Raw genomic sequence first — 24,734 nt, 5'->3', positions numbered from 1 at the left:
TTCGGAGCGAGGAAGCGGGCTGATGAATCGCTCAGCCCCGTGAATCCCGTGAATCTACCAGCGTCAGCGCGCAAGCGTAAACGAGCGCACCGCGCTGTTCTTTTCGTAGAAGCGGCCGTTCTCGAACTGCTCGGCGACGATCGTCCAGTAGTAGACGCCGGCCGGCAGATCGCTCACGACCAGTTGGCCGCCCGACAGATCGGTGCGGTCGACGAGCGGATGACGCAGGTCGGCGGTCGCCGCGAGCACGAAACGAAAGCGTGTCGCCACCGCGGCGCGGTTCACGAACCAGCGGAACTCATAGTCGCGGCTGCCGGCGCGCTGGGCCGCCGAGGCGGCCAGCCCGAGCTGGCGCCGTTCGAAGGCATACACCTGCGGCAGACCTTCGAGTCCGTTGGCGTCGATCGCGGCGATCCGCACGAAATAGGTGCCGTCGGCGAGGTCGCCGAAATCCGCATGCGGCACGCTCACGCGCAGATCGCGAATCAGGTCGAGCTGGTCGGCGTCGCGCGCGATCTGCACGCGGTACGCCACGGCGTGTTCGGCCGCAACGAGATCGAACGCGACCGTGTTGCCGTCCTGCACCTTGGCCGGCTGCGCGAGCGTGAGCGCGGGCAGCAACTCGACCGGCCCGCCGACCGTCTCGCCTGCCCGCGTCACGCTGCCAAAGCGCGCCTTCACGAGTTGCGCGGAGGCCTGCAGCGGCACGCCCGGCAGCGGCGCCGCGCCGCGTCCGCCGGGGCCGGCCGCGTCGACGCCGACCGCGCCGTCGAGCACCTCCACCGCGGTGGTTTGCGCGCCGTTGTCGTAGGCGACCTTGAAGCGGGTTCCGCGCACGCCCGCCACGACAGACGGCGAGCGGATCTGGAAGCGGTCATCTTTCTTTGTCGCATGCGTGACCTGGCTTTCCACTTCGCCGCCGCGCAGTTCGAGCACACGGTCGGTGGCGCCGGTCAGCGTGGTGCTCCGCAGCGCGCCGATTTCCAGCAGGCCGTTTTGCGCGACCGTGACATGCGAGCCGTCGGGCAATTCCAGCGTCACAAAGCCGTTTTCCCCGGTGCGGATGCGATCGCCTTCGCCAAGCGTCGTGCCCTGCTCGATCGGCACGTAGGGATTCTTGCCGAACGCATGCTCGGCCGGTCCGCTCGTCGCGATCACGCGGGCCGACTCCTGTTCCTGTTTGAGTTTATCGGCGGGCAGACGCAAAACGATGCCCGCCGGCATGCGGCGTGGCGCGGGCACATGATTCAGGCGGCTCAGCACGGCCCAGTCACTCGGGTCACGCATGGCGTGGCTGGCGATGTCGTACAGCGTGTCGCCGTCGCGGGTCACATACGAAACGTACACGGGCGCCGCGGCTTTCACCCGCGGCTTCGTCGCGCGCGGCGACTGGGCATGCGCCGACACCGGCGCGAAGCAGGCCATCGCGAGCAGGCCGCTTACCGCGAGCAGCGCACCATGGCGGCGGCCCGGCGCAACCGTGCTGCCGCGCGGCGCCGCTGCGGCGGACAACGTCACGCGTCCCCCGCTTCGGCGCGGGGGTCGAGCGCGGCCGGCGGCGTCGCGGATTCGATCCGCTCCAGCCGGTAGCCATAGCCGTAAATCGGCGTCAGACGGTAGCCGTGCTCCGGGCGCAGACCGAGCTTGCTGCGCAGCATCGATACGTGGGTGTCCATGGTGCGCGACGGGATGTCGGTCGCCTGCTTCCAGATCACGTCGAGAATATGCGCACGCGACAACGGCCGGCTCAGATGCTGGAACAGCAGCAGCGCGAGTTCGAATTCCTTCTGCGTGACGGCCACCGTCGCGCCGCGCACCACCACGTGCCTCGCGCCCAGATCGAATTCGAATTCGCCGAAAACTTCCTTCACCGCGGCCGGCTTGAGGTGATACGCGCGGCGCAGCAAGGAGCCGACTCGCGCCAGCAACACCGCGGCGGACACCGGCTTGACGACATAGTCGTCCGCACCCGTGTTGAGAATCGACGTGATGTCGCTTTCGCGGCCGCGGCTCGTCATGAACAGCACCGGCAGGCGCTCGGAGAGACTCTCCCGCACCCAGCGCAGCACCTCTTCACCGGACATGTCGGGCACGTTCCAGTCGAGCACCAGCAGATCGAACGTCTGGCGCCGCAGTTGCCGCACCAGTTCGCGGCCCGCACCGTATGCGTGACAGATATGGCCCGCCGCCGACAGCGTTTGGCAAACAAGATCGGCCTGAGCCGAATCGTCATCCAGGACTGCAATTCTCATAAAACCCCGCAACGCGACATCGTCGTTCGTAACTGGTGGCCGGCTTACCGGCAGATGACCGGGATGACGGCGTAAGCACCGACGATCCGGCTTCCAATTTCATCTTCGGCGGCACATTTTTCGACTAGTGGTCCTTTGCCTTGCGCCCCGTTCGGGCCCGCCCTCCGTCTCAAAATTAGCGCGCATTGTGGGCTCTATCGCGCCGCGTATCGAGGGGGGCCGGTCATCATAATCGAAAAAACGGTCGTTCTTTTTCCAGATGCCATCCAGCGGCTATCCGGACCGGCAACGCCAGTCCAATGCGATTTTTTAAGCCGTCTCCCGCATTGTCGGCCGCGCACTTGCCGCGCCGCCCGGCACGCGCATCGACCGTGACGGTCGGCGTTTTCAGCGGCTGGTCTCGCTCGCCTGGTGATTGGCCCCGTTCGCCGTTGTCTCGCCGTTGTTTCGCCGTTGTCTTATTCAGGCTGCGTCCCGCGTTCGGGAAACGGCGATTTGACAATTTGCGAGTCAGTATAGAAACAGTCTCAAAATAAATCGTTTAAAGATTGTTAAGCCGGGCGCGCAACGTTGGCAAAAATGCGGCGCCGCCTCCTTCCGGAAGCCGACGCCGCTAACACATCACACGCTCGCGGGGAACTAACCACACGAGTACGCCGAAGTTAGCTGCTCCGAAATTCCAGCTCAAGATGAAAGAACTGCTTTTGTAACCGCGCGACAGGTAGTTATTACGCAAACAATCATGCGTTACGGATAGAAGCGTTGTCTCATCTCGCCCTGAAAATGGTATGAATTGAAGCTGCGGAAACGGCCCATTTACAGACGCAGCAAGTTTGTTACAGATGCAATTGCCGGTGGAATACCGAGGCGATGTCTGATCAATCGTGCGGGGCGTAGCGGTTTTATGGTCCGCTAGGGCGCGCCGCGCATCAGGTGCCCCGGCCTTCCGGGCAGACGGGTACCGCAGCAAGGCGCTCCAGCGTGACCTGCGCATTGCCTGCCATACCGAAACCGAGCAAGCGCGCGGCCGCGTACGACAGATCGATGACCCTTCCCTGCACGAACGGACCGCGATCGTTGATGCGAACGATCACCGATCGCGCGCTGCCGACGGCCGTCACCCGCACGCACGCGCCCAGCGGCAAGGTCCGATGCGCGGCGGTGAGCGCGCGCATGTCGTAGCGTTCGCCGCTCGCAGTGCGGCGGCCGTTGAAGCGCTTGCCGTACCACGACGCCATTCCGGTTTGCTGGAAGGTGCTGCCGCATGCGCGGACGGCTGTGGACGATGGCACATCGTCGCCGGTTGCGCGACCGGGTAGCGGCTCATCGCCGAGGGTGACTGACGCGCGCTGGGCGGCCACACCGGCGGCTTGCAACGGACGTGGGCGCGTGACCCGGTTCGAGAGTGCGGGAGCGCCGGCATCGTTCAGCGAACTGCTGACGGGTTCCAGCTGCGCGCATCCGGCGAGCGTGAGCAACGTACCGGCTAGCGCGACCATCAAACCGCGCCGGCCCGCACCAAAATATTGAAACCTGAAGATCATAGGCATCGCGTCGAGCGGCGCGCGGCCTGCTAGCAGGCGCCGCTTCATGTTTGTGTTTGTGTTCGAATGAACGAGGAAGCCGCGAGCGCGCCGCGTCACGGGCGGTTGGGCAGGTACGCGAGCGGATCGACCGGTCTGCCGTCCACTCGCACTTCGAAGCGCAACGACGCCTGGCCTTTATCGTCCGCGCCCATTTCGGCGATCGGGGCGCCCGCCTTGACGGCCGCGCCTTCCTTGACTAGCAACGCGCGGTTGTTGCCGTATGCCGTCAATAGACGCCTGTCGTGCTTGATGATGATCAGCTTGCCGTACGCCGCGATCCGGCCGCCCGAGTACACGACACGGCCGCCCGACGCGGCCCTCACCGGTTCGCCGGCGTGCCCGCCCACCACGATCCCCTTCGTGCTGCCCGCAACGAATCGCTCGATCACCGGGCCGCCGGCCGGCCACCCGAGTCGTGCCGCGGCGGGCGGAGGCCGGTTCGAGCCATCGGCGAAGAGCGCGCGCGCCTGCGCACGTGAATCCGATGACGTGGTCGATGGCGGCAAGCCATCCTCGGCCACCGGCGGCGCGACGCGCAGCACCTGGCCGATTTGCAGACCGTCATCGGGCAAAAGGCCGTTCCACTGCCCGATCGCCGCGGGCTCGCGACCGAACGCTCTGGCAACGCCGGTCTGCGTATCGCCGGGATTGACGCGGTAGAAGCCGGCCGGGACCGCAGGCGCCGATTCGGCTGCGGGCAAAGCCAGGGACGGCGACGTGCCGGCAACGTGCGCCGACCCACGAGGCACCGTGCCCGACCTGAACGGTGCGCAGCCGGCCAACGACCCGGCGAGCGACAACGCGCACAGCGTGGCAAAGCCCCATCTGACGCAGCGGGACAAAGAGGGCTTCATCGAGCGGAATTCGTTAGCGTGCGCGGGTAAATCGCGTGGGCGACTAGCCGCGGCCGTCGTCGCGGCAACGGCTGCAACGGCTATCGGGCGTGGTGTCGAAGTGAGTAGCCCTTGCATGCGGCAACTCATTGGGCAGCGCGCGCGACAGCAGCGGCAAAAATCGGCTTCTTCATTGATGGCGTGTCCTTAACATTCTGCGTTGACTGACCACTTAGGGTCGCGTGTTCAACGAGTGTCAGGAGAAAGCGTTGACGGCGCCGCCGCCAGCGCGGCGCGCATTGACTATTTGTCACACTTCTGGGCGAAGCAGCGGCAAAACTGGGGATATTTGAACGCCGCGAACGCGCGCTACGTCACACGGCGCGGCATGCGCCACAGCTGTTTCGAGACCCCGGAAGCAGCCGACTCAACTCGCGCGGACACACGCGATCGCGATCACGGCGCGCGTTATCGGCCGCTTTCGATTTCCGGCATCGGTGCGAACAGCGCGTCGAGGTCGTCGTCGGAGAACTTGGCGGCGCCGGCGGCGTCTTCGGAGAGAATGCTGTCGGCGAGCCCCGCCTTCTGTTCCTGCAGCTCCACGATCTTTTCTTCGATGCTGCCCGCCGCAATCAGCTTGTACACGAACACGGGCTTGTCCTGCCCCAGCCGATGCGCGCGGTCCGTCGCCTGATTCTCGGCCGCCGGGTTCCACCACGGGTCGTAGTGGATCACCGTGTCGGCGGCGGTCAGGTTCAGGCCCACGCCGCCCGCCTTCAGGCTGATCAGGAACAGCGGCACCTCGCCTTGCTGGAAGCGCTCGACAGGCGTAACGCGATCCGCCGTGTCGCCGGTGAGAATGACGTAGGGAATGGCGGCCTCCTCGAGCGCTTCGCCAATCAGCGCCAACATGCCGGTGAACTGCGAGAACAACAGCACGCGGCGTCCTTCCTCGATCAATTCGGGCAGCATCGACAGCAGCAGGTCGAGCTTGGCCGAGCGCATGGCGCGCGCACCCTTCTCGATCTTGTCCACTTTGACGCGCGTATCACGCGCCTCGTGCGCTTCACCCGCCGCCTTGAGCGTGCGAACAAGGCGCGGATCGCAGCACACCTGGCGCAGCTTCAGCAAGGCATCGAGCACGATGATGTGGCTGCGCGCGAGACCCTGCGCGCTGACCGCGGCGCGCACTTTCTCCTGCATCGCCGTGCGCACGGTTTCGTAGAGATCGCGCTGCGCCCCTTCCAGGTCCACGGAGCACAAGATCGTCGTTTTCGCCGGCAACTCCTTGGCGACCTCGTCCTTGCGACGGCGCAACATGAACGGCCGGATGCGGCGCGCCAGCAAAGCGCGGCGCACACCGTCGCCGTTCTTCTCGATCGGATTGCGCCAGCGTTTGGTGAAGTCTTTCTGGCTGCCGAGAAACCCCGGCAACAGAAAATCGAACTGCGACCACAGCTCGCCGAGATGATTCTCCAGCGGCGTGCCCGTCAGACACAGCCGATGCCGCGCGCGCAGTCCGCGAATCGCCTGCGCGGCTTTGGTAGTGGCGTTCTTCACGTACTGCGCCTCGTCGAGAATCAGCAAGTGATAGTCGTGCCCGGCCAGGACCTTCTGATCGCGCCATAGCAGCGCGTAAGTGGTCAGAATCAGCTCGTGTTCGCCGATCTGCTCGAAGCGCTCCTTGCGCTGCGGACCGTTCAACACCAGCACCTTCAGTTCGGGCGCGAAGCGGCGCGCTTCCTCGCGCCAGTTGTGCACGAGCGTGGTCGGCACGACGATCAGCGCGGGCCGCTTCAGGCGCCCCGCTTCTTTCTCCGCGAGAATATGCGCGAGCGTCTGCACGGTCTTGCCCAGCCCCATGTCGTCGGCAAGCACGCCGGCGAGATCGTGCTCGCGCAGAAACTGCATCCAGTTCAGGCCTTGTTGCTGATAGGTCCGCAGTTCGGCCTTCAGGCCGCGCGGCACCGGCACCTCGCGCAATCCCGGCCCGGCTTGCAGGCGCTGCGCCAGTTGGCGGATCGAATCTTCGCCGCGAAATTGCCAGCGGCCGGTGCCATCCAACGCTTCCAGCCGGCCGGCGTCGACGGATGCCACGCGCAGCGGCGCGCCCTCGGCGAGCGAGCCGCCGAGCGCGTCGAACAGATCGACGAGCACGCGCACCACCGGCTTCAGCCGGTCGGCGCGCAGCCGCAGACGCTTGTTCTCCTCGGTCTTCAGCTCGATCGGCTCGTCGTCGCGGATGGTTTCGAGCGCGCCGTTCAGCCAGCGCCGGTCGCGCTTGAACAGGTCGGCGAGCAGCGGTTCCAGCCGCACGTTGCGCTCGCCGATGCGGATGCCCATCTCCAGATCGAACCAGCCGTCGCCCGCCTGATGCGCGGTGCCTTCGATCGCATCGATCTCGATCACGTTGTAGCGGAACTCGGGCGCCATCGTGACGCGCCAGCCTTTGCTCACGAGCTCCGGCACGGCGTCGTTGACGAACGCGGACCACGCGTCGGCATCGGGCAGGCCGAGCATGGTGTCGGGCAGCAGCCGCGACGCATAGACCCGGCTGGTCGGCACCTTCTGCAAACCGGTCTTGCGCAGTTCGAGCAGACGCTTTTTCTCGGCCTCGTAGCGGCGGCGGATATGAATGACGTCGCCGCCCGGCATCGGCACGAGCGTCACACTGCTATCCACATTGATGCTCACGCCGTCGTAATCGAAACTGACGCCCGCCAGTTCGACCGCCGCGGATTGACGCAAACCCGACTTGCCGGCCGAGGACGGCAGCGCGTGGCTGTTGAGCGTGAGCACCGGCACCGGATCGACGTCGATCACGCGAATCGCGCACGCGTCGTGCGTGGGCGGCAGCGGCAACTCGGGCGCGATCTCGCGCAGCACCGAGGCGACCAGCGGCGCTTCGGCGAGCGAGATCGGCGGCATGGCCAGATAGTCCGGCAACTGCTGGAACGGCAGCGACGACTGGACGATGCCCGCTTCGTTGGCGACCCCGTCCACATACCAGACCGGCTCGGTCGGCAGCACCATGCTCGCGCGCGGCTCGGTGCACAGCACGGGCCGCAGCCGCTCGTCGGCGAGCGGCTCCCATTCGATCCGGCCGGGCCGGTCGGCGCCGCGCGCGAGCGGGACCGGTCCATCCTGGCCGGCGCCCGGCGTGAAATCGAAGAACAGCCTGCCCGTGGCGATCAGCTTCTGCAGCATCTCCGCGCCGCTCGTGCCGCGCAGAATGAACTGCCCGAAGTCCTCGCGCGAGCGGCCGAGCCACAGCCCGCGCAGAATGGAGAGGTCTTCGTCGGAGACGAACTTGGGCTGTTTGAGAAGCGCCGCTTCCACATTGCCCCAGGGTTCGTCGACTTCGACGATCGCGCCCTGCGCATCGCAGCGCGCGCGGTACAGCACCACCTCATGGCGCATGTGGAATTTGGACCAGTTCAGCCGATACGCGAGCGTCTGGGTGCGCGGCGCGCTGGCCTTCTGGGCGTCGGCGTCCGCCGCCTCGGCGCGGGCGCGAAAACGCTCGAGCCAACTGACCAGTTCGGGCCGCACGCCTGAAGGCGCCCCGGGATGCGCCAGCGGCTCGCGCGGCAAGTCGTGCGCGGTCTCGCCCTCGTCCAGTTCGACTTGGGTGATATGGTCCATCTCGTCGTGATAGTCGAGCTCGGCGAGCAGCAGCGCGGCGACGTGCTTGCAGTTCCGGCCGACCGGGCAACTGCAGTCGCCTTGGGCCCAAGGCGAACCGCCGTCGGTACGAAAGCGCACGCGCGTTTTATAGGGAAGCCGCTGCGAGCCCTGCACGTCGCCGCTGAGGGTGGCGCCCTGCCATTTCACATGGGTAACGGGGCCGACCGAGCGCGCCTTGGCGACGGTGTGGTCCCCGAGCCATTCCGCAATACGCTCCCGATCGAAGAAAACTGACGACATCGGCGTCCATTCCTATTCAAGCCGGCAAAGGCAAGCGCGCGCGGATCGTGTCAGCCTGGCGCAGCGTGGTGGGCGCCGGCCGGCGACTTTTCGTGCGGCATCGATTGTCTGTGGTAACCGGCCATTTTACGCGTCGGACGAACCTGGCTGTGTGGCGAGCTCCACATCCAACCCGGCCGCCGCGAACACCTGAGCCAGTGCCGGCGGCGGCGCTTCGTCCGTCACCAGCAGGTCGACGGCGTCCGCGCCGAACGCGTGCACCAGCGCGCTATGGCCGAATTTCGCGTGATCCGCCGCGACCACCCGCCGCTCGGCCTGTGCGAAGGCCGCCAGCGAAAACGCCACGTCGGCGGGCAGCGCGTCCATGAAACGTCCCTGCATGTCGATCGCCGTGACCGAGGCGATCGCGTAGCGCACGTGGAACTGACGCAGGAAAGCCAGCACGCTGTCGCCAAACGCGGCGCAGTCGTCCGCGCGCAACTCGCCGCCCGCGATGAACACGCGGTTGCCGTTGCGCGGCGCGAGCACACGCGCGACTTCGACGGAATGGGTCACGACCGTGAGCCGCGAGCGCGCGGCAAGCGCGTGCGCAATATGCAGACAGGTCGTGCCGCCCTCGATGATCAGCGAGTCGCCGTCCCGCACCAGTTCGCCGATGCGCGCGCCGATCGCCCGCTTGCCCTCGGCGCTCACCGCCATGCGCCGCTGGAACGGCGGCTCGTCCAGACGCTCGGGCAGCATGATGCCGCCGTGAACCTTGATCAGCAGGCCGTCGGCGATCAACGGCTTGATATTGCGGCGGATGGTCTCGTCGGACACGTCGAAGCGGCCGGCAAGATCGGTAATCGTGCAGGTGCGCTGCTCGCGGACGAGTCGCAGGATTTCGGCTTGGCGCTGGTTGGAGAACATTCGGGCTCGGGCGGTGACTGTATACGGGAGTCTAGCAAAAGACGCGCTTCGGCAGGGAGTATAGCCACATGCTTCCAAGCAAAACCACACTGCGGTGCCTGTACAGCGCTCAGCTCCGTGCGCTGCATAGGCGCGACCAGCGGGCGCGATGAGCACCGCGTTACCGGCAGGCTATTAATGTGTCAGGCGTGTGACTCGACAGGTGATTGCCCAACGATGTCAGATGCCCGTTGCATTCCGTGTTTTTTTGCGGCAATCTGCTCGCAATTAATCCACGACTTTCCACACATGTCCACATTCATTCCTACCCACGCTCGCGTCGTGATTGTCGGCGGCGGGATCATCGGCTGTTCGGTCGCCTACCATCTGACCAGATTGGGCTGGACCGATGTGGTGCTGCTCGAACAGGGTCAGCTGTCGTGCGGCACGACCTGGCATGCGGCCGGCCTCGTCGGCCAGTTGCGCGCCCAGGAGGGCATGACGAAGCTGATCCGCTATTCGACCGCGCTCTACGCCGAACTTGAAGCCGACACCGGCCTCGCGACCGGCTGGAAGCAATGCGGCTCGCTCTCGGTAGCCCGCACGTCCGAGCGGATGACGCAACTCAAACGCACCGCGGCCGTCGCGCGCGCCTACGGCGTGGCCTGCGAGGTAATCAGCCCGCGGGAGGCCGGCGACCTGTGGCCGGTCATGCGCACCGACGACCTGCTCGGCGCCGTCTGGCTGCCGGGCGACGGCAAGGCGAATCCCACCGACCTCACCCAGGCGCTGGCCCGCGGCGCCCGGATGCGCGGCGCGCGCATCGTCGAAAACACCCGCGTCACGGCGATCCACACGCGCGCCGCGCGGGACGGCACGGCGCGCGGCGCGCGCGAAGTGAGCGGCCTCGCGTGGCGCACCAAGGACGGCGAAGCAGGCACGATCGGCGCGGACATCGTCGTGAATTGCGCGGGCCAATGGGCCAAGGCGGTCGGCCGCCTGTGCGGCGTGAGCGTGCCGCTGCATTCGGCCGAGCACTATTACATCGTCACGGAACGCATTGCCGGCGTGCATCCGGATTTGCCGGTCATGCGCGATCCGGACGGCTTCATCTACTTCAAGGAGGAAGTTGGCGGCCTCGTGATGGGAGGCTTCGAGCCGGATGCGAAACCGTGGGGCATGAACGGCATTCCCGAGAACTTCGAATTCCAGCTGCTGCCGGACGATTGGGATCAGTTCGAAATCCTGATGAAAAATGCGCTGCAGCGCGTGCCCGCCCTCGAAACGGCCCAGGTGCGCCAGTTCTATAACGGCCCCGAATCGTTCACACCGGACAACAACTTCATGCTGGGCGAAGCGCCTGAATTGCGGCGCTTTTTCGTCGGCGCGGGTTTCAATTCCATGGGGATCGCGTCGGCCGGCGGCGCGGGCATGGCGCTCGCGGAATGGATCATGGCGGGCGAGCCGACCATGGACCTATGGCCGGTCGATATTCGCCGCTTCGCGCGCTTTAACGGCAACGACACCTGGCTGCACGATCGCGTGAAGGAGACGCTCGGCCTGCATTACGCCATGCCCTGGCCGAATCGCGAACTCGACAGCGCACGGCCGTTTCGCCGCTCGCCGCTGTATTCGCTGCTGCGTGACGAGGGCGCGTGTTTCGGCAGCAAGATGGGTTGGGAACGCGCCAACTTTTTCGCCCCGTCGCCCGCAGAAGCGAGGATCGAGTACGCCTTCGGCCAGCAGAACTGGCTGCCCTGGAGCGGCGCAGAACACCGCGCGTGCCGTGAAGGCGTCGCGCTGTTCGACATGACGTCGTTCTCCAAATTTCTCGTCAAGGGACGCGACGCGCAAAGCGTGCTGCAAGCCATCGTCGCCAACGACGTGGACGTGCCGACCGGCACCACGGTATACACCGGCATGCTCAACGAGCGCGGCGGCTACGAATCGGATTTCACGCTCACGCGCCTCGCCGACGATCAATACCTGCTCGTGACAGGCAGCGCGCAAACCACGCGCGACTTCGACACCATTGAACGGGCGATTCCGCACGACAGGCACTGCACGCTCGTCGACGTCACCGGCCAGTACGCCGTGCTTGCCGTGATGGGCCCGCGTTCGCGCGAACTGCTGCAAAGCGTCTCCAAAGCGGACTGGAGCAACGAGGCGTTCGCTTTCGGCCATAGCCGCGAGGTGGATCTCGGCTACGCGACGGTGCGCGCCACGCGTCTCACCTATGTAGGCGAACTCGGCTGGGAACTGTATGTGCCGGTTGAATTCGCGGTGGGCGTATACGAAACGCTGCACGCAGCCGGCAAGGCGTTCGGCCTCGTCAACGCGGGCTACTACGCGATCGACTCGTTGCGCATCGAGAAAGGCTATCGCGCCTGGGGCCGTGAACTCACGCCGGACACCCATCCGTTCGAAGCGGGCTTGTCCTTCGCGTGCAAGCTCGACAAGGACATTGCGTTCCGCGGCCGCGACGCGCTGCTGAAACTGCGCGCCGAACCGCTGCGCCGCCGCATGGTCGTGCTGACCGCCGACGGCGCCGCGCGGCGCATGCTGTGGGGCGGCGAAGCGATCCTGCGCAACGGCAAGCCGGTGGGCTTCGTCAGCTCGGCGGCGTTCGGGCACACGCTCGGCTGTCCGGTCGCACTGGGTTATGTGAACAACCCCGACGGCGCAGCGGATGCCGCGTATCTGAACAGCGGCCGCTATGCGATCGATGTCGCCGGCGAACTGCTGCCGGCCACCGTGCATCTGAAGGCGCCTTACGATCCGAGGTCGGAACGCGTGAAGAACTAAACCCGCAACAAAGCATCAACGCCCGCCGCGCGCCATGCTGGAAAACACGCCATCGCGCCGGATCAGCCCATGAAACAACGCCGCCGCGAGATGCAGCAGCACCGTGGCGAACAGGGCAAATGCGAGCCACGTGTGCAACGCGCGCAGCAACGCGAACAGTGCGACGTTATGCGGCGCGATCGGCGGCAGATGCAGCGCACCATACAGCGTGACCGGATAGCCCGCGGCGGACAGCATCGCCCAGCCGATCAACGGCATGGCCGCCATCAACACGTACAGCACGAGGTGCGAGGCCTTCGCCGCGAACCGTTGCGGCGTGGGCATGTCGTCGGGCAACGCCGGGCTGCCGCGCGTGAGGCGCACGCCCGCGCGCAGCACCACCAGCAGCAGCAGCGCGATGCCGAGCGGCTTGTGAATCGCGATCAGCGTGTCGTGTGCGCGCGAGACGGTGGCGACCATGCCCACGCCGATGAACAACATCGCGATGATCAAGGGCGCCATCGTCCAGTGCAACAGTCGCGCGAGCGGACTGAAATGGGTGCGCGTCGGCATCATGAGTGTTCTCCGTTTGTCTGAGCTTGGTGAACCGCGGGATGCAGCGCTTCCTCGCGGGTGCGGCGCTTGAACGACAGCGCATAGGCGGCCGAGCGCGCGGCGAGCAAGGGATCGTCGGACGGCGCGATGCCGGCCGGCAGGATCGTCGGATCGAAGTTGACGTCACGGCATGCGCCGTTTTCCTGCGAACTCGTGTGATCGATCACCAGGGTGCCTGCGTCGATCTGCCGACGATCGTCGGGCCATTGCAGCGTGGCGTCGTTAGTGGGGTCGCCGGGTTGGGCGACGGTGAGGATCAGATGCCAACGCAAGGGTCCGCTGTCGAGGCGCTGATCGAGGTCGGCTTCGAGGAAATTCTTCTCGGCTTTTTCCGCATCGGTGATCGGCGCATACGGCGTCTCGGGCACCATCGCCCAGCGCACGGCGCGCATATTGCCGGCGGCGTCGGTGAAGCGGAATGCATTGATGCCGTAGTACGCGGCATTGGCCAGACTCGACGAAGGCGGATGCGCCTTGATCCATGCCTGAAACGGCTGGGTCTCGGGATTGGCGGCGTAAAACGCCTTGAGTTTCGCGGGATCCGCTTTGCCGGTCGCCGGGTCGGGCCTGGCGGCGAGCAGTTGCTGATAGAACTGCTCGGGCGTGTGCACCGCGAAAACCGGCGTCGAGTTCATCCCCGTGCGCCACTGCTCGCCGTCCTGCAACTGGAACTGCAACGCGAGGCTGCGCACGGGCGAACTGGTGTCCGGCGCGGACGGGTTGCCGCCGGGCACCGCGAAGCGGCCCGTAACCGGCGTGCGGCCCGGCGCGAATACAGCGGCGCGGGACAACGCCGCGCCGGCGCCATTGCTGTCGAAGTAACCTTCGATGCAAAGACCCTTCGCATGGTTGCGCCGGTAGCCGGGATGCGGCTGACCGGCCACGGTTTCGAAGGTGTTGATCAGACGCGGCGCGGTGAGGCGCGCAGGGGTCAGCCAACCGGCCGTGTAGGCGAATCCGCCGGCGAGCGTCAGCACGCTTGCGCCGATCACGGCGAGCCTGCAAGGCACGCAGCGAGGTGCGGGGTTGGGAACGGAGGGTTTTGCCACGGTAACTCCTCTATCAGATAGATGTGCTTACCGGGCTAACACGCGTTGCCGCGATCTATTCCAATCGATATCCGGTGCGCCCGTTCCATTCGCGCGCCGGATACCGACAGCTTTAATTTACGCCGCCCTGCTGCGTGCTTCGACTCGCGGCGCGGCCGGCGATCGCCGCTTGCGTGGCGAGTGCTTCCTTGTGCTGCGCGACCTGCTGGGCGAACACCGGGCTCACGTCCGGATACGATGCATCGGTGACGTAATTCAGGCCGTTCTGCTGCGCTTCGATCAATTCCTGGTACACCTCAGCACGTGTCTTGCCTTGTGCAAAAGCGCTCGACGAAGCGGCGAGCACGGCGACGGACAATATGGCAAAAGCGATCTTCTTCATGATGAACTCCGGTAAGTTTTGTGCGGGTTTGCATCAGGGAGAACCACGCGTTCGCGGCTTTTATTCCTGTCCCGGAGCCGCGAAAAAAACATATCCGCAGCCGGGAATAAAGCGGCGTGAGATCGGGTTAGCTCGCCACGCGCCGGCACGACGAAGGCCGCCTGACAATGCGCTCGCGCGAGCCGTGCGAAGTCGAACGGGCGTGGGAACATATGGAATAAACTTGGGCGTGGGGGTGTTCGCCCTCGGTAGCCGAACTCCAACGCACGCCGACACCATGACCACTGATGCCCCTTCCGATTCGCCGCTTTCCGAAGCGGACATTCAGGCTTACGCCGACGGCACGCTGACGCCGGAGCGCGCCGCGTTCCTGCGGGACTATCTGGGCAAGGATCCGGCGGAGGCGCGCCGGGTGGCGTTTTACGGCAGGCTGAACACGCAGATCCAGCAGGCCTTTCAAACAACTGACGAACCGGTGCCGGGCCGCGCCACAGGATGGCGCCGCGTACTCGCGCGCATCAACGCGTCCCGGCGCACCCGCAAGTTGCTCAACACGCTGGCGGCGCTCGCGCTGACGCTGGCGGTGGCGAGCGGCTGGCTCGCCGCGACCCAGGTGTCCGCTCAGGCGCTGAACAATGCCGCCGTGATGGCACTGGCCGAAAGCGCCGCCGGACAATTTTCCGCTGCGTCGCCAACCCGCTTCGATCCGTCCGCGCCGAATCTCTCAGGGATCGGTTTGCGCCTCGTGGATCAACGCGTGATCGCGCTGAGCCCGTTTCAGCGGGTCAGCGAGTTCATCTATCTGAACGGCGACAATCAACCGGTGGTGCTGCTTTGCGCGTTGGCACTGCTGGCGCCGGCGCAGCCGCAGTGGTCCGCGCGCCGCATCGGCGACATTCGCCTGTTGCTCTGGACCACGCAGCGGCAACGCTTCGTGATTGCCGGCGACGCCCGTACGCACGGTCTGATGCGCGCCGCCGATGCGATGACCATGCGATGAGCGCCGAACGCATTCAGAAATCTTATGGAAAGCAGGGGAATAAAGTGCATGCCCGTGTGTTCGCACCTCGAATGGATCTTTTCCTGCAACCGGCGGACGCCTCCCCGCCCGCGAAAAGCCCCCCGACAGGGATAGAAAATGGATGTCCGTGACGAGTTGATGGAGCATGTGCCGCGCTTGCGGCGCTATGCGCGAGCGCTGATCAACAACCGCGACCTCGCCGACGATCTGGTGCAGGACACGCTGGAGCGGGCGCTCGGCCGCACCGGCATGTTCCAGCCGGGCACCGACCTGCGCGCGTGGTTGTTTACGATCATGCACAACGTGTTCGCCAATCAGGCGCGCAAGGCTTCGGCGCGCGCCGTCCACGTGGCCGTCGACGACGAAAGCGTGTCCGAGAGCGAATTCGCCGTGCCCTCCGAGCAGACCCGCTCGCTGGAAATGCGCGACCTCGACTACGCATTGCAGCGCCTGCCGATGGAGCAGCGCGAAGTCGTGCTGCTGGTGGGACTCGAGGAAATGAGCTACGCCGACGTGGCGCTCGCGCTGAACATCCCCATCGGCACGGTGATGTCGCGGCTGTCACGCGGCCGCGAGCGGTTACGGGCGTTGATGGCGGGCACGCAGCCCGGTGCGAAATTACAGGTGGTGCGATGAGCGACCAATACATGCCGATCGGCGAAGAAGACCTGCACGCGTACGTGGACGGCACACTGTCCGACGAACGCCGTGCCGATGTGGAGCGCGCGCTCGAACAGAACCCCGACCTGGCCGCGCGCGTCAGCGATTATTTCTCCCTGAACAGCATGTTCCATGAGCGCTACGACCGGGTGCTGAACGAGCCCGTGCCCAAGCGTCTGCAAGCGCCCGCGCCGCGCCGCTGGCGGATTGCCGCCAACTGGCCGCAGTTCGCCGGGATGGCGGCGGCGCTGGTGTTGGGCGTGGGTATCGGCGTGGGCACGCATATGGGTCAGGACGTCATCGCGCCGGTTGCGGGCGGCCACCAGGACACACGCCCCGTGAGCGCGGACAGCTCCGAAATGTTCGCGCGGCAGGCGGCGGTGGCGCACGTGGTCTACATGCCCGCCGTCGACCGGCCGACCGAGATGAGCGCGGGCGATCACGAACAGGACTTCGTGCAGTGGCTCGCCAACCGGCTCGGCACCAACGTGCATCCGCCGATTCTCTCGAAGAACGGCTTCAACCTGTCTGGCGGGCGCCTGTTGCCCGGCGCCGACGGACCGACCGCGCAATTCATGTATCGCGGCCCGAACGGCGAGCGTGTCACGCTGTGCATCTCGCGTCGCCAGCAAAATTCGAACACCACGGCGTTCAAGCTGTATCAGGACGGCCCGGTGAACGTGTTCTACTGGATCGACGGCGACTTCGGCTATGCGGTCTCAGGCGGGATCGACCGCAAGCAGTTGCTGCAACTGTCGCATGACGTCTATGCGCAGTTGACGGGTGCGGCGCCGGGCTGACCGCGGCGCGGCACGATGTGACGCGCGTCAGTTCCCCTGCGAGCGGCCTCGATCCCGCGAGACCACTCGCAGGGCATCGCCCGGGTTGGTGAAGGACGGCTGGCGCAGTTGCGTGATTTGCGCGTCGCGTTGCTTGACCAGTTCGCGCGGCGTGACCCCCAGCAACCGGCCCATCCAGTGCGCCATGTGACTCTGATGCGCGAAGCCCGTATCGAGCGCGATCTGACTCGCGTCGAGCTTGCCGTGCAGCAGCAGCGCTCGCGCGCGCTCCACGCGCCGCCGCACCACGTACTGATGCACCGGCATGCCGAGCGTCTCACGAAACAGCACCTTGAAATGCGGCACGCTCAATTCGGCAAGCGCGGCCAGCTCGCTCAACGTGAGACGCTGGTCCAGATGCGCTTCGATAAACTCGATCACGCGCGCGGCCGTTCTCGGTGCGAGCGTGCGCCGCTTGTCATCGAGCGTCGGCGCGCCGCCGATCAATCGCACCACCATCGCCGTACACAAGCTTTCGGCGTACAAAGGATCGGATGCCTCGTCGGCTTCGAGCTCGGCGCGTAAAGCCCAGGCGAGATACTGAAAGCGCGGATCGCGCAGCTGGAATTGCGGGCGCAGTTGCGCGTCGGACGATTTCAGCGACAGTTGCTCGACAGTGCGCCGCGCGAACGCTTCGCCGATCCACACGCTGAAAATCGTGCAGGCGGCATCGTCGCTCCACTGGCCCTCGAGTCCGGCGGGAATCACGTCGGCGTCGCCATGCGCCTGGATTCGCGAGTAGCGGCGCTCATTGCACATGCAGCGCGCCCTGACCGGTGCGCCCACATGCACGCCCACCCTGTGATACTTGAATGCCGGGATGCGATGCAGCCCGGCCGACACGTTGACCAGTTCCGCGCCGAAGCCCTGCCAGCCCAGCAGCCGGCTCGAACGCAACACGACGCGGGAACCACTATGCGGTTGCGGTATCGGTGTCACAGCATGCATTGCTTCCCTCGTGGATGGCGGCCAATGTCTCTGCATTGTGCGGCGTTTTTTGCCGCTTCGCTCGACCCTACGTAATTCAACGCTCCCGCCGCGGCCCGGAAGACCAACACCATCATCCGAATCTGCGCAAAACCATCCTTGCCCGCGCGCTTCCCAAACGTCGTATCCCTAGTATGACGTCATACCGAGCCAACCAGGAGCGTACCGTGTTCGTGATTTTTGGAGCAGCAGGCCATGTCGGCAGAGTGAGCGCGGCGGCATTGCGCCGTGCGGGCCGCCCAGTGCGCGCGGTGGTCCGCAACGCAGACCAGGGCGAATTCCTCGCGAAGATCGGCTGCGAGATCGCGCTCGCCGATCTGCTCGACGCCGCAACCGTGGCGCGCGCGATCGAAGGCGCGCATGCCGTGCAGTTGCTGTGTCCGGTGCCGCACGCTGACACCGATCCCGCGCAGGCGATGCGCCGCATGATCGACGCGACTGTCGCGGCATTGCGCGCCGATCCGCCGCCGCGCCTTCTCGCGCTCTCCGACTACGGCGCCGAACATCCCACCGGTACGGGCATCACCACGCTGTTCCACGAACTCGAAACGCAACTTCGAAGCGTCGATTCGCAATCGACGTTTCTGCGCGCCGCCGAACACATGCACAACTGGGCTCGCGTGCTACCGATCGCACTCGCGAAAGGCGTGCTGCCAAGTCTGCATCATCCGTTGAGCAAGCGCTTTCCGAGCGTTGCCGCGCAGGACGTGGGGGCGCTCGCCGCCGAGCTGCTGCTCGACGATCGAGCGCAGCGGGTTTCGCCGCGCATCGTGAGCATCGAAAGCGATGAGCGCGTGAGCACATTGGAGGTGGCGCGCACGATCGGCGACCTGGCCGGCCGCGCAGTCGCGGCGCGCGAAGTGCCGCGCGGCGAATGGGCCGCGATGCTTGCCGGCGCGGGCCTCGGCGAATCCTACGCCCGCCTGATCACGGACCTTTACGACGCGCACAACGCGGGTCGCATCGATGTCGAAGCGGACGTCAGCGAGCGGCGCTTCGGCGCGACGACGCTGGCGGAAGTATTGGCGGCGATTCTGCCGCACGCAGCCGCGGTTACGGCGACCGCACGCTGACGAGGAGAGACGCCATGCATACCTGTCCTTGGCTGCGCGCCTCGATCGAGGCGCGCAAGGTCTCGACGGTCTGTCGTAAAGCGCCGCCGATGCGCGCAAGCGCGCGCCGCCGGCCGGCAATCCGGGCGAGTCTGGCGCAATGGCTGGGTTGGCGCGCACTGCGGGACGTACTCGCCGCGATCCCCGACAGCAACGACGACTTCGGCATGTTCTGAGCTGCCGTGCTTCGGCGCGATGTCGGCGCAAGAACGACTTCGGCGTGTTCCGATCCGCCGCGCTACGCAACAGCAGCGCAACGGGCGCACAGGAGCGCAACGACGCCGCAAAGCCAAGCGGCCGCATACCGGCCGCAAGATATTGACGAACCCGCCGCTACAGCGCCGCTCGCCCTTCACACCGGGCAAGCGGTGCACGCGCGTGGCTCACTCGTTTTCGTCGAAGTAGTGGCCGAACTTGACCTGCTTGGTGCGGATATAACGCTCGTTTTCCTCGCGCATCGGGATGGCCAGCGCGACGCGCTCGCACACCGGAATGCCGTGCTTGGACAGCGTGTCGAACTTCTCCGGATTGTTGCTCATGAGCCGCACCGACGTCACCTTGAGCGTGCGCAGAATGCCCGCGGCCGAATCGTATTCGCGCGAGTCGTCCGGCAAGCCGAGGTCGAGATTGGCCTCGACGGTGTCGCGGCCCTGCTCCTGCAGCGCGTATGCGCGAATCTTGTTCGACAGGCCGATGCCGCGCCCCTCATGGCCGCGCAGATACAGCAGCACGCCGCAGCCTTCCGCGGCGATGTAGCGCAGCGCGAGGTCGAGCTGCTCGCCGCAGTCGCAGCGATACGAGCCGAGCACGTCGCCGGTGAGGCACTCCGAATGCAGGCGCGTCAACACGGACGACTTGTTCGCGACGTCGCCCATCACGAGCGCGAGATGTTCGGCGCCGCTCTCGCACACACGGAACACGTAGGAAGTGAAGGTGCCGTAGCGCGTGGGAAGCGTGGCGGTGGCGTCGAGAACGACGCATTCGCCGTTGAGTGCGCCGTCTGCTGCGGGCGACGGATCGTGAGACGTGAGCATGGCGTTAGACAGTGGTGCTGACATGAACCCGATCAAACCGGGGATAAGGTACGGACTGGGGAGTTTACCGCTAATCGACGTCCCGCACCCGTATGCCCTTGCGCGCGATGAGGAAGCGCCGCGGCGGCGCACCGCTACCCGAGTTGAACGTCGCGCGCGCCACAGTTATTCCCTGGGTACTCCCGCGCCGCGTCACGCCTATACTGGAATGGCCTGTCCCTCACGACAGCGCGCCGCGCCGGCGTGCTGCACTGCGAAACGGAGCCGCTCCATGACAAGCGTTGCACAGCTTCTTAAAACGAAACCGAACAACACCACTGTTTTCACAATCGGGGCCGATGATTCCGTCTACGAGGCGGTCCGGCTGATGGCCGAAAAGGGCATCGGCGCGCTGGTCGTCACGGACGGCGACAGCATCGCCGGGATCGTCACGGAGCGCGACTACGCGCGCAAGGTCGTGCTGCTGGACCGCTCGTCGAAGGCCACGCCGGTGCGCGACATCATGAGCAAGGCCGTGCGCTTCGTGCGCCCCGACCAGTCCACCGACGACTGCATGGCCCTCATGACCGAGCGGCGCATGCGCCACTTGCCGGTGATCGAGAATGACCGGCTGGTCGGCATGGTCTCGATCGGCGACCTGGTGAAGAACATCATCGCCGAACAGCAGTTCACGATTCAGCAACTCGAGTTCTATATCCACGGCGAGCGGCCCTGACGCGCGGCGCACGCCCCGCTGCCGAATGCGCAAAAAAAACCCAATCGATGAAACGGTTGGGCGAAGCTACCTGACGGCAGCGGAGGTTCCTTGAATGGCGTGTGCCGCGGGTTGCGCGGCGCAGCGGTGCGATAGCGTTCGCGCCGCTTTTGATGCGCTTCGCATGCACATTCGCTTACTTCTAGCGCCGTGAGTGCCGCGCCAGTCGGCGCGCGCACCCGTGCGCACACTAATACTGCCGCAGTCACCGCTTGATCCGGTTACGAGTCACGGTGTCTGACAGTTATTGCGAAGCGGAAAGCCCTTCAATCGAAGCACATTCCGATCGACACGAATCTTGCCTGTCCCGGTGCAACGTTCGCGACGTTCAACCACCGTTCGGCCGGGAGAACCCACCGTTCAGGCCCATCTCAGAGCCTGAACGCGCCTGCGCTGAACGGCTGGCATAGCGGACAGCATCAATTGCCGAAATACACCGCACGCGGGCCCGACATCGGCTGGACCACGCCACCGGCTTGCGACGAACCATTCGCCGCACCGCCGTAGCCGCTCGTATCGGCGACCGGCTCCTGGTTCTGCGCGATCGCCGGGTTCTGCGCCTGGATGCGATGTTCAGCCGCCTGAGCATCGGCCGGATACGTCGAATCATTGGACGTGGCCGGGTTATAGCCGGCCTGCTCCATCTGGATCAGATCCTGACGAACTTCCGCACGCGTGACAGGCTGCTGGCTCGCCTGAGCGAACGATGCCGCCGGCGCGGCGAGCACTGCGGCAAGGGCGACTGCCTTGATGAGCGATTTCATGATGACTTACCTCCAGACATGGTTTTATTTGCGTCGCCGACACACCATGTGAGCAGCGAGTCGTTTTAGTCTAGTCACCAGATCATCAAGGGAAAACCCTTTATTTCGAGACAAATAATTGTCGCATTCGCAATAATGATCCGGAATTTACGGGGGATTTCGACCCATGCCGCATGGACGGCGTAATAATTGTCGGGATCGTAACCGTTCGTGTCTGACGTTTCAAAAATACGTCTGATATGAGTACGTTTTGCCGCCAGGCGTGCTGGCGCAGGTCAAATCGACGCCTCTTTGCGCGCACCGGATTGGGGCGTCGACAAAAGCTTTCTGGGTCCGCTGACAAAAGCGCTGCCGGGTTCGAAAAACCGCAGCGGCCGGTGCATTTCGCGCGACAGGCCAATGCGCGTCGTCACGCCCACCGGCAGGTCGCCTCGCTCCACCACGCCGATCCACAGACCGCGCCCTCTGCACAGATCGAGCCCGTCGAACGCCTGGCCGATGCCGAGCGCCATGGTGAGGCGGCCGGGCCCGCGCGCGAGATCGCGCAGCGGCACACCGGGGCGCCGCACTTCCATCAGCGGCAGGCCTTCGAGCGGCTCGATCGCGCGAAACAGAATGCCCGCGCCCACCTCCTCCGCCTCGGCGGACATATTGAGCATGTACGAGAGCCCGTAGGTCAGCCGTACATACGCGTGACCGCGGGCGAGAAACAGCGAGCGGTTATACGGACGCCGGCCGATGAATGCATGGCTTGTCGAATCGCCGACGGGATAAGCCTCGGTTTCGACGATTCGCCCGCTCATGCGCCCTTGCGGCAGATCGTGCACCAGATATTTGCCGACCATGAAACGCGCGAGCTCGACGGTATCGAGCGGTAAATCGTCACGAACCAATGGCACGATAGGGAGTTGCTGATTGCGCATGCGGCAGGCCTTGTTTTTGAAGCACAGGGGGCGCGAGATTCGAAAGCGGCGCAAGCGAGATGCGCTGCGGGTGTCGGCCCGGTCGGCCGGTTATCAGAGCAAATACCGCTCTGCGCGCCTGATATCGAGCGGTACGACGCCATCAGTCGGTTTTCATCGGCCGAATCGTTGTAGCAAAACCTCACTTGCGCACCGCGTCGCCATCACCATGGCACTAATTGGAGTATCGTGTGTTTCCGGCCCGCAGGACAGCCTTTGCCGGCTCGCGTGTGTTTCGGCCCGCCCGAATCAGCGTACAGATGGAAAGCATCCGCACGATCCGCAGCACCGTTCCATTCAGATTTGATCCCGATGTACCTGCTGGTGTAGCGCACCGTCCCATTTCGGGGGCGTAGTACTCATGACAATAGGAGAGAGTTGAATGAAAGCATTTCCGGCAATCAAGATGATCGGCAGCGCGCTGATCGTTCTCGCGTCCCTCAATGCCTATGCGCAAAGCAGCGATGCGGCAGCCCCGGCTGCGGCATCGGCGCCGACGGCCAAGCAGGTCAAGGCGGCCGACCGCGCCCTGGGTCGTAAAGTCCGTGGCGTGTTGGCCAAGACCAAGGGCCTGAGCGTGGCGAACATCACCGTGCGCGCGCGAGGCGGTGCCGTGACGCTCGCCGGCTCCGTCCCCGAGCAGCAACAGATCGACATCGCCACCCAGGCGGCGCAAGGCGTGGCCGGCGTGACGTCGGTCAAGAACGCCCTGACGATTCGTTCGGTCGGCCAGTAATCGGATGAACCGGCTGTAACGACATGGCCGGGCGCCGGTGCTCCGTCACGGAGCGCCGGCGCCAAAGTTCGACCCGCGGCCGTTCTGGCGGGCGCCGCGCGCGGAACTTGTCCGGCACATCGAAGTTGCTCACTTCCCGCCGCGTTTCGCCGACGAAACCACGAAGTCCTGCTCGCCTCGCGTGAGCGACAAGCGTCATTTGCCAGGCCACGCACTTCCGCGTGATGCAATCCCCCTCATAGGCTGTCGCCGTTTGCGCTCTCAGAATGCCGGACGCTCCACCTCACCGTCGTCGAACCCCTGACGACTCAAGCGCCGGTTTCGCGACAATTAGCCTTATAATATAAAGCGTTAGAACATTTTCTTAACAAATCACCTGAGCCTTCGAACGCACTCCAGGGCAAGGTGCAAGCCGTCCCGAGTTCGACGCACGATCCAGCGCAAGCACTAAAAAGGAGGCCCGAATGACCACGCCCGCGACCGTACTGCCCCGCTGGACCCTTGCCGTGCCATTCATCGCGTGGATCGTGCTCGGCATCGCGTATGCCATGCCGGGTAATGGCCTGCTGCTCGCGCTGGTCGGCGTGGCGCTGTGCGCGGCGGTCTTCACGGCGGTGCACCATGCGGAAGTGGTCGCGCATCGGGTCGGCGAGCCGTTCGGCACACTGGTGCTGGCGGTGGCCGTCACCGTGATCGAAGTGGCGCTGATCGTCTCGGTCATGCTCACGTCCGGCCCGGAAAAAGCCGGCCTCGCGCGCGACACGGTATTTGCCGCCGTCATGATCGTCTGCAATGGCATCGTGGGGATTTGCCTGCTGGTGGGCGGCCTGCGGCATCGCGAGCAGGATTTTCAAAGCCGCGGCGCCTCGGCGGCGCTGGCCGTGCTCGCCTCGCTGTCCGTGTTGACGCTCGTCATGCCGAACTACACGACAACCAGCGCGGGGCCGCTGCTGTCGTCTTCGCAGCTGGCGTTCGCCGGGGTGTCGTCGCTGGTGCTGTACGGCGTATTCGTGTTCGTGCAGACCGTGCGCCATCGCGATTATTTTCTCGCCGGCACGCCGGATGAAAACGTCCACGCCGCGCCGCCGACCGCCGCCCAGGCGCTGGCGGCCGCCGGCCTGCTGCTGGTGTGCCTCGTCGCGGTGGTGTTGCTCGCCAAGGTGCTCTCGCCGGTGGTCGAAACCGCGGTCCAGAATGCGGGCGCGCCGGCGGCCGTGGTCGGCATTGTGATTGCCGCGCTGGTGCTGCTGCCCGAAGGGCTTGCCGCCGTGCGCGCGGCCCGCGCCGATCGCTTGCAAAACAGCCTGAATCTCGCGCTCGGCTCGGCGCTCGCCAGTATCGGCCTGACTATTCCGACGGTCGCCGGGGTGTTTCTGTACACCGATCAGCCGCTCGTACTCGGGATCGACGGCAAGGAAACCGTGCTGCTCGTGCTGACGCTGATTGTCGGCACGCTCACGCTCAGCAGCGGCCGCACGACGATCTTGCAGGGCGCCGTGCATCTGTCGCTGTTCGCGGCGTATCTGTTTCTCTCGTTCGCGCCCTGACG

Annotated in this window: 22 protein-coding genes; 9 read left to right on the top strand and 13 right to left on the bottom strand. The window is 65.5% G+C overall.

Going from position 1 to position 24,734, the window contains the following annotated elements; all coding sequences use genetic code 11:
• Positions 1-63 precede the first annotated feature (63 nt).
• The 6 genes from CJU94_RS21250 to CJU94_RS21225 all read right to left on the bottom strand — a co-directional run bounded on the left by CJU94_RS21250 (position 64) and on the right by CJU94_RS21225 (position 9,507).
• On the bottom strand, positions 64-1,518 hold the full coding sequence (locus tag CJU94_RS21250) for a FecR family protein (RefSeq protein ID WP_095420694.1): 1,455 nt from the start codon (positions 1,516-1,518) through the stop codon (positions 64-66).
• The gene (locus CJU94_RS21245) at positions 1,515-2,252 is read right to left on the bottom strand and encodes a response regulator transcription factor (RefSeq protein ID WP_095420693.1); all 738 of its coding nucleotides are present in this window, start codon (positions 2,250-2,252) and stop codon (positions 1,515-1,517) included. Before CJU94_RS21245 ends, CJU94_RS21250 begins: the two co-directional genes overlap by 4 nt.
• Positions 2,253-3,181: 929 nt before the next feature.
• Positions 3,182-3,796 (bottom strand): septal ring lytic transglycosylase RlpA family protein, encoded by a 615-nt coding sequence (locus CJU94_RS21240; RefSeq protein ID WP_244221043.1) that lies wholly within the window; start codon positions 3,794-3,796, stop codon positions 3,182-3,184.
• Between the two features lie 95 nt (positions 3,797-3,891).
• A complete protein-coding gene (locus tag CJU94_RS21235; protein ID WP_095420692.1) occupies positions 3,892-4,692 on the bottom strand; it encodes a peptidoglycan DD-metalloendopeptidase family protein in 801 nt (266 codons plus the stop codon).
• Positions 4,693-5,139: 447 nt separating this feature from the next.
• Positions 5,140-8,598, bottom strand: a complete 3,459-nt coding sequence (locus CJU94_RS21230) for a DEAD/DEAH box helicase (RefSeq protein WP_095420691.1) — start codon at positions 8,596-8,598, stop codon at positions 5,140-5,142.
• 126 nt (positions 8,599-8,724) lie between these two features.
• Entirely contained in the window at positions 8,725-9,507 is a 783-nt protein-coding gene (locus CJU94_RS21225) for a DeoR/GlpR family DNA-binding transcription regulator (RefSeq protein WP_095420690.1), read from the bottom strand.
• 288 nt (positions 9,508-9,795) lie between these two features.
• Between CJU94_RS21225 and CJU94_RS21220 the strand changes: the two genes are divergently transcribed.
• Entirely contained in the window at positions 9,796-12,291 is a 2,496-nt protein-coding gene (locus CJU94_RS21220; RefSeq protein ID WP_095420689.1) for a GcvT family protein, read from the top strand.
• Positions 12,292-12,306: 15 nt separating this feature from the next.
• Here CJU94_RS21220 and CJU94_RS21215 read toward each other — a convergent pair whose 3' ends face one another.
• From CJU94_RS21215 to CJU94_RS21205, 3 genes are all read right to left on the bottom strand, one after another.
• Positions 12,307-12,846, bottom strand: a complete 540-nt coding sequence (locus CJU94_RS21215) for a cytochrome b (RefSeq protein WP_095420688.1) — start codon at positions 12,844-12,846, stop codon at positions 12,307-12,309.
• Positions 12,843-13,934, bottom strand: a complete 1,092-nt coding sequence (locus CJU94_RS21210; RefSeq protein WP_095420687.1) for a catalase family peroxidase — start codon at positions 13,932-13,934, stop codon at positions 12,843-12,845. The genes CJU94_RS21215 and CJU94_RS21210 overlap by 4 nt, the downstream gene beginning before the upstream one ends.
• Before the next feature lie 112 nt (positions 13,935-14,046).
• Positions 14,047-14,316 (bottom strand): DUF4148 domain-containing protein, encoded by a 270-nt coding sequence (locus tag CJU94_RS21205; RefSeq protein WP_095420686.1) that lies wholly within the window; start codon positions 14,314-14,316, stop codon positions 14,047-14,049.
• 277 nt (positions 14,317-14,593) lie between these two features.
• Between CJU94_RS21205 and CJU94_RS21200 the strand changes: the two genes are divergently transcribed.
• The 3 genes from CJU94_RS21200 (at position 14,594) to CJU94_RS21190 (ending at position 16,797) form a co-directional block, all read left to right on the top strand.
• Positions 14,594-15,316, top strand: coding sequence for an anti-sigma factor family protein (locus CJU94_RS21200; protein ID WP_095420685.1), 723 nt, complete (start codon positions 14,594-14,596; stop codon positions 15,314-15,316).
• 138 nt (positions 15,317-15,454) lie between these two features.
• The gene (locus CJU94_RS21195) at positions 15,455-15,973 is read left to right on the top strand and encodes a sigma-70 family RNA polymerase sigma factor (protein ID WP_091801701.1); all 519 of its coding nucleotides are present in this window, start codon (positions 15,455-15,457) and stop codon (positions 15,971-15,973) included.
• Complete coding sequence (locus CJU94_RS21190; protein ID WP_095420684.1) at positions 15,970-16,797, top strand: anti-sigma factor family protein; 828 nt, start codon at positions 15,970-15,972, stop codon at positions 16,795-16,797. Before CJU94_RS21195 ends, CJU94_RS21190 begins: the two co-directional genes overlap by 4 nt.
• A 27-nt stretch (positions 16,798-16,824) precedes the next feature.
• Here CJU94_RS21190 and CJU94_RS21185 read toward each other — a convergent pair whose 3' ends face one another.
• Positions 16,825-17,784, bottom strand: a complete 960-nt coding sequence (locus CJU94_RS21185; RefSeq protein WP_244221042.1) for an AraC family transcriptional regulator — start codon at positions 17,782-17,784, stop codon at positions 16,825-16,827.
• A 206-nt stretch (positions 17,785-17,990) separates the two neighbouring features.
• On the opposite strand from CJU94_RS21185, the gene CJU94_RS21180 reads away from it, so the two are divergent.
• Both CJU94_RS21180 and CJU94_RS21175 read left to right on the top strand, forming a co-directional pair.
• Positions 17,991-18,896, top strand: coding sequence for an NmrA family NAD(P)-binding protein (locus tag CJU94_RS21180; RefSeq protein ID WP_095420683.1), 906 nt, complete (start codon positions 17,991-17,993; stop codon positions 18,894-18,896).
• Positions 18,897-18,910: 14 nt separating this feature from the next.
• Positions 18,911-19,111 (top strand): hypothetical protein, encoded by a 201-nt coding sequence (locus CJU94_RS21175; RefSeq protein ID WP_095420682.1) that lies wholly within the window; start codon positions 18,911-18,913, stop codon positions 19,109-19,111.
• A gap of 207 nt (positions 19,112-19,318) precedes the next feature.
• On the opposite strand, the gene ribA is transcribed toward CJU94_RS21175, so the two are convergent.
• A complete protein-coding gene (gene ribA / locus CJU94_RS21170) occupies positions 19,319-19,969 on the bottom strand; it encodes a GTP cyclohydrolase II (RefSeq protein ID WP_035516591.1) in 651 nt (216 codons plus the stop codon).
• 271 nt (positions 19,970-20,240) lie between these two features.
• Between ribA and CJU94_RS21165 the strand changes: the two genes are divergently transcribed.
• Entirely contained in the window at positions 20,241-20,684 is a 444-nt protein-coding gene (locus tag CJU94_RS21165; protein ID WP_095420681.1) for a CBS domain-containing protein, read from the top strand.
• A 458-nt stretch (positions 20,685-21,142) separates the two neighbouring features.
• On the opposite strand, the gene CJU94_RS21160 is transcribed toward CJU94_RS21165, so the two are convergent.
• On the bottom strand, positions 21,143-21,487 hold the full coding sequence (locus CJU94_RS21160) for a DUF4148 domain-containing protein (RefSeq protein ID WP_095420680.1): 345 nt from the start codon (positions 21,485-21,487) through the stop codon (positions 21,143-21,145).
• 275 nt (positions 21,488-21,762) lie between these two features.
• On the bottom strand, positions 21,763-22,410 hold the full coding sequence (locus CJU94_RS21155) for a DNA-3-methyladenine glycosylase (RefSeq protein ID WP_095420679.1): 648 nt from the start codon (positions 22,408-22,410) through the stop codon (positions 21,763-21,765).
• Positions 22,411-22,831: 421 nt separating this feature from the next.
• On the opposite strand from CJU94_RS21155, the gene CJU94_RS21150 reads away from it, so the two are divergent.
• Together CJU94_RS21150 and CJU94_RS21145 are read left to right on the top strand one after the other, a co-directional pair.
• On the top strand, positions 22,832-23,185 hold the full coding sequence (locus tag CJU94_RS21150) for a BON domain-containing protein (protein ID WP_095420678.1): 354 nt from the start codon (positions 22,832-22,834) through the stop codon (positions 23,183-23,185).
• Between the two features lie 464 nt (positions 23,186-23,649).
• Positions 23,650-24,732 (top strand): calcium:cation antiporter, encoded by a 1,083-nt coding sequence (locus CJU94_RS21145; protein WP_095420677.1) that lies wholly within the window; start codon positions 23,650-23,652, stop codon positions 24,730-24,732.
• Positions 24,733-24,734 lie beyond the last annotated feature (2 nt).

The sequence above is a fragment of the Paraburkholderia aromaticivorans genome (assembly GCF_002278075.1).
Classification (GTDB): Bacteria; Pseudomonadota; Gammaproteobacteria; order Burkholderiales; family Burkholderiaceae; genus Paraburkholderia; species Paraburkholderia aromaticivorans.
This window is presented reverse-complemented; position numbering and strand designations above follow the sequence as displayed.

What these genes read in the sequence shown, in the direction of transcription:
- CJU94_RS21245 (WP_095420693.1), bottom strand. Translation starts at nt 2,252, where the DNA reads ATGAGAATTGCAGTCCTGGATGACGATTCGGCTCAGGCCGATCTTGTT.
- CJU94_RS21150 (WP_095420678.1), top strand. Translation starts at nt 22,832, where the DNA reads ATGAAAGCATTTCCGGCAATCAAGATGATCGGCAGCGCGCTGATCGTT.
- CJU94_RS21145 (WP_095420677.1), top strand. Translation starts at nt 23,650, where the DNA reads ATGACCACGCCCGCGACCGTACTGCCCCGCTGGACCCTTGCCGTGCCA.
- CJU94_RS21200 (WP_095420685.1), top strand. Translation starts at nt 14,594, where the DNA reads ATGACCACTGATGCCCCTTCCGATTCGCCGCTTTCCGAAGCGGACATT.
- CJU94_RS21175 (WP_095420682.1), top strand. Translation starts at nt 18,911, where the DNA reads ATGCATACCTGTCCTTGGCTGCGCGCCTCGATCGAGGCGCGCAAGGTC.
- CJU94_RS21155 (WP_095420679.1), bottom strand. Translation starts at nt 22,410, where the DNA reads ATGCGCAATCAGCAACTCCCTATCGTGCCATTGGTTCGTGACGATTTA.
- CJU94_RS21190 (WP_095420684.1), top strand. Translation starts at nt 15,970, where the DNA reads ATGAGCGACCAATACATGCCGATCGGCGAAGAAGACCTGCACGCGTAC.
- CJU94_RS21220 (WP_095420689.1), top strand. Translation starts at nt 9,796, where the DNA reads ATGTCCACATTCATTCCTACCCACGCTCGCGTCGTGATTGTCGGCGGC.
- CJU94_RS21240 (WP_244221043.1), bottom strand. Translation starts at nt 3,796, where the DNA reads ATGATCTTCAGGTTTCAATATTTTGGTGCGGGCCGGCGCGGTTTGATG.
- CJU94_RS21225 (WP_095420690.1), bottom strand. Translation starts at nt 9,507, where the DNA reads ATGTTCTCCAACCAGCGCCAAGCCGAAATCCTGCGACTCGTCCGCGAG.
- CJU94_RS21230 (WP_095420691.1), bottom strand. Translation starts at nt 8,598, where the DNA reads ATGTCGTCAGTTTTCTTCGATCGGGAGCGTATTGCGGAATGGCTCGGG.
- CJU94_RS21205 (WP_095420686.1), bottom strand. Translation starts at nt 14,316, where the DNA reads ATGAAGAAGATCGCTTTTGCCATATTGTCCGTCGCCGTGCTCGCCGCT.
- CJU94_RS21195 (WP_091801701.1), top strand. Translation starts at nt 15,455, where the DNA reads ATGGATGTCCGTGACGAGTTGATGGAGCATGTGCCGCGCTTGCGGCGC.
- CJU94_RS21215 (WP_095420688.1), bottom strand. Translation starts at nt 12,846, where the DNA reads ATGATGCCGACGCGCACCCATTTCAGTCCGCTCGCGCGACTGTTGCAC.
- CJU94_RS21185 (WP_244221042.1), bottom strand. Translation starts at nt 17,784, where the DNA reads ATGCATGCTGTGACACCGATACCGCAACCGCATAGTGGTTCCCGCGTC.
- CJU94_RS21160 (WP_095420680.1), bottom strand. Translation starts at nt 21,487, where the DNA reads ATGAAATCGCTCATCAAGGCAGTCGCCCTTGCCGCAGTGCTCGCCGCG.
- ribA (WP_035516591.1), bottom strand. Translation starts at nt 19,969, where the DNA reads ATGCTCACGTCTCACGATCCGTCGCCCGCAGCAGACGGCGCACTCAAC.
- CJU94_RS21165 (WP_095420681.1), top strand. Translation starts at nt 20,241, where the DNA reads ATGACAAGCGTTGCACAGCTTCTTAAAACGAAACCGAACAACACCACT.
- CJU94_RS21235 (WP_095420692.1), bottom strand. Translation starts at nt 4,692, where the DNA reads ATGAAGCCCTCTTTGTCCCGCTGCGTCAGATGGGGCTTTGCCACGCTG.